This is a genomic window from Clostridium aciditolerans, assembly GCF_016316925.1.
Taxonomy (GTDB): domain Bacteria; phylum Bacillota; class Clostridia; order Clostridiales; family Clostridiaceae; genus Clostridium_AM; species Clostridium_AM aciditolerans.
In genome coordinates this window covers 1-2,210 of the sequence record NZ_JAEEGB010000036.1, presented here as the reverse complement: position 1 = coordinate 2,210, position 2,210 = coordinate 1, and the positions used below count along the sequence as shown (strand labels likewise).

Genomic DNA, 2,210 nt, shown 5'->3' with positions numbered 1-2,210 from the left:
CTAAAAATGTAAGTCCTACTATTGCACAAGTATTTTCACTCATTTTTAAACCAAATTTGGTAAATCCTAATATAAAAAGGTTATTCTAATTTTATTGTGGTGGGTACAATTACCAGTATAAAAAATGAGGGAAAGCATTATAGCCTTCCTTCATTTATTGCTCTTATAAGATTATTAAAAGGCACACCAAAATCCTTTGGACTTTGCCATGAATTGTACATCATATTCTGGAATACACCAGAATTGTACTCTGGTACTTCAATCTTATGAGCAACACAATACATAACTTTGGCTCTCATAACCTCGAAGTCATATCCAATTCCTAAAGCCTCAATTCTTCGTATAGCACTATTAGCACCTTCTACATAGGCATTGTTTATCCTCTTGTCATTTACACGAATATCAAAGTAATTGAATATCTCGGTATTCCAGTTATCAAGGCTTGTTATAAGGTCTTTGAACACAGTAATCCCTTTAGGAATAGATTTCTTCCATGCCTTATACATTTTGATACCATCGTCTTTATCTTTGGCTACATCGTATATCTTGAAAAAGTCCTCTTTAAGCCTGTACACAGTTTCAAACTCGGGAAACTCGCTAAACCAAGCGTCTCTAAAGACCTTGTTTGTCCAGTCAAGGTTTTCTTCTTTGTATAGGAAAAGATGTTTCTCTTGCTTTAGATTTATGTTCCTGTCCTTTAATTGCTCCTTTAAGGACTTTCTATACTTTTCTACAGCCTCATTAGCCATCTTAACTACATGGTATCTATCTATTACAATACTTGCATTAGGTAGAGAAGTGTATACAGCGTCTCTGTATGGTTGCCACATATCCATTGTTACCACCTCAACATTCCAGGGGCTTTTAAGGTTCTTTAAGTATTCCAAAATGGTTGACTTGTTTCTATTTGGAAGCATATCTATTACCGTATGGTCAATACCATTACATAGTACAGCCCATGCGATTTTACGCCCCTTATAGTTCTTATCAAGGTGAATTTCATCAATACCTATGAATGTTGGAGTTTCAATTTCAAGCCCTGATTTAAGGCTTTTAATCTCTTCAAGGAATATTTCTCTAATGGTAACATTAGATATGTCAAGTTCACGTTCTAAATCAATAAATGGGCGTCTTTTAGCCTCATGTGCTATATATTCCCTTAACCTTGAAGTCATTCGTGCCTTTTCTGGTATGCTGTCACATGGCTCTATAAAGGTGCTATTACACTCCATACACTTATAACGCTTACGCTTTAATATTAAGCCCGTATACTTGTTTTTGAAGTTAATATCTCTAACATCCTGTTCCCTACTACCATGCACCCTTAATCGTGGCTCATAAACGCCACATACAGGGCATACAGAAGGTTTTTCCTTTTTCTCGATATGATAGTGTACTGTAGTTTCACTCTCTTTATAATCGACTATAGTGAATTCTGGAAGTGCCAAGTGTTTCTCAAATAAAGCCTTAAAGTCTACTGTCAAGCCTAATCCCCCTTTGTATTTGTGGCGTTGTCTTGCCTTATCTTTTGAACTATATCAGTCAGTATATCCATCTTAATTAAGAGCCGAATATAATCGGCTCTACTGCTGATACCATACTTCTTACACTGTTCATCCAGTTGTTTCATTGTATCGTCATCAATATCTCTAATATCTATTCGTGGCACATTAAAACCCCTTTCGGTTTATTTCCGTACAAATATTGTACCACCATTTTACTTTAATTGAAAGTCTGTTTTGCAATGTTCTTATGTTACCTACTTAATTGTTCGGCTAATCCTTTAGAATATCCACAAATATTGATTAATGCGTCTACAGCCTCTTGTTTTGTATCAAATTTTGCTAAACATTCCCCTTCTTTTAATTTTCCGTACTTATTATATCCAGCACTCCACCTAATAGGTCTTATATAAAACTTACCTTCAGCATCTTCACCTACTTTTAGCAATAAATCTGATTTACCAAATGAATATTTTCTTAAAGTTTGCAACTCTTTTTTATTTAACATTAAAATTTCCTCCTCTATAATGTATTTCTTAATTATATTGTACGGTATATAACCGTACTTGTCAATACTATACCGATAAAAAATAGACTACCGTAATAGTCTATTCTGCAAGTTCTTATATACTTGTCCTTCATACCATTTATTTACACCACAACTAAATTAGAAGAGCCATAATTTTATAGATTTTTTTAAATTTTTAC

The 2,210-nt window shown here is 33.9% G+C and carries 3 protein-coding genes; all 3 read right to left on the bottom strand.

What is annotated here, in order from left to right; genetic code table 11:
* Positions 1–137 precede the first annotated feature (137 nt).
* The 3 genes from I6U51_RS19825 to I6U51_RS19815 all read right to left on the bottom strand — a co-directional run bounded on the left by I6U51_RS19825 (position 138) and on the right by I6U51_RS19815 (position 2,010).
* Positions 138–1,448, bottom strand: coding sequence for an ISL3 family transposase (locus I6U51_RS19825; RefSeq protein WP_246517531.1), 1,311 nt, complete (start codon positions 1,446–1,448; stop codon positions 138–140).
* Positions 1,449–1,486: 38 nt separating this feature from the next.
* On the bottom strand, positions 1,487–1,669 hold the full coding sequence (locus I6U51_RS19820) for a hypothetical protein (RefSeq protein WP_211144303.1): 183 nt from the start codon (positions 1,667–1,669) through the stop codon (positions 1,487–1,489).
* Positions 1,670–1,755: 86 nt separating this feature from the next.
* The gene (locus I6U51_RS19815) at positions 1,756–2,010 is read right to left on the bottom strand and encodes a hypothetical protein (RefSeq protein ID WP_211144302.1); all 255 of its coding nucleotides are present in this window, start codon (positions 2,008–2,010) and stop codon (positions 1,756–1,758) included.
* Between the last annotated feature and the right edge of the window lie 200 nt (positions 2,011–2,210).

Bases quoted from the DNA above. Each gene is read 5' to 3' on its own strand.
- I6U51_RS19815 (WP_211144302.1), bottom strand. From the start codon at position 2,010: ATGTTAAATAAAAAAGAGTTGCAAACTTTAAGAAAATATTCATTTGGT.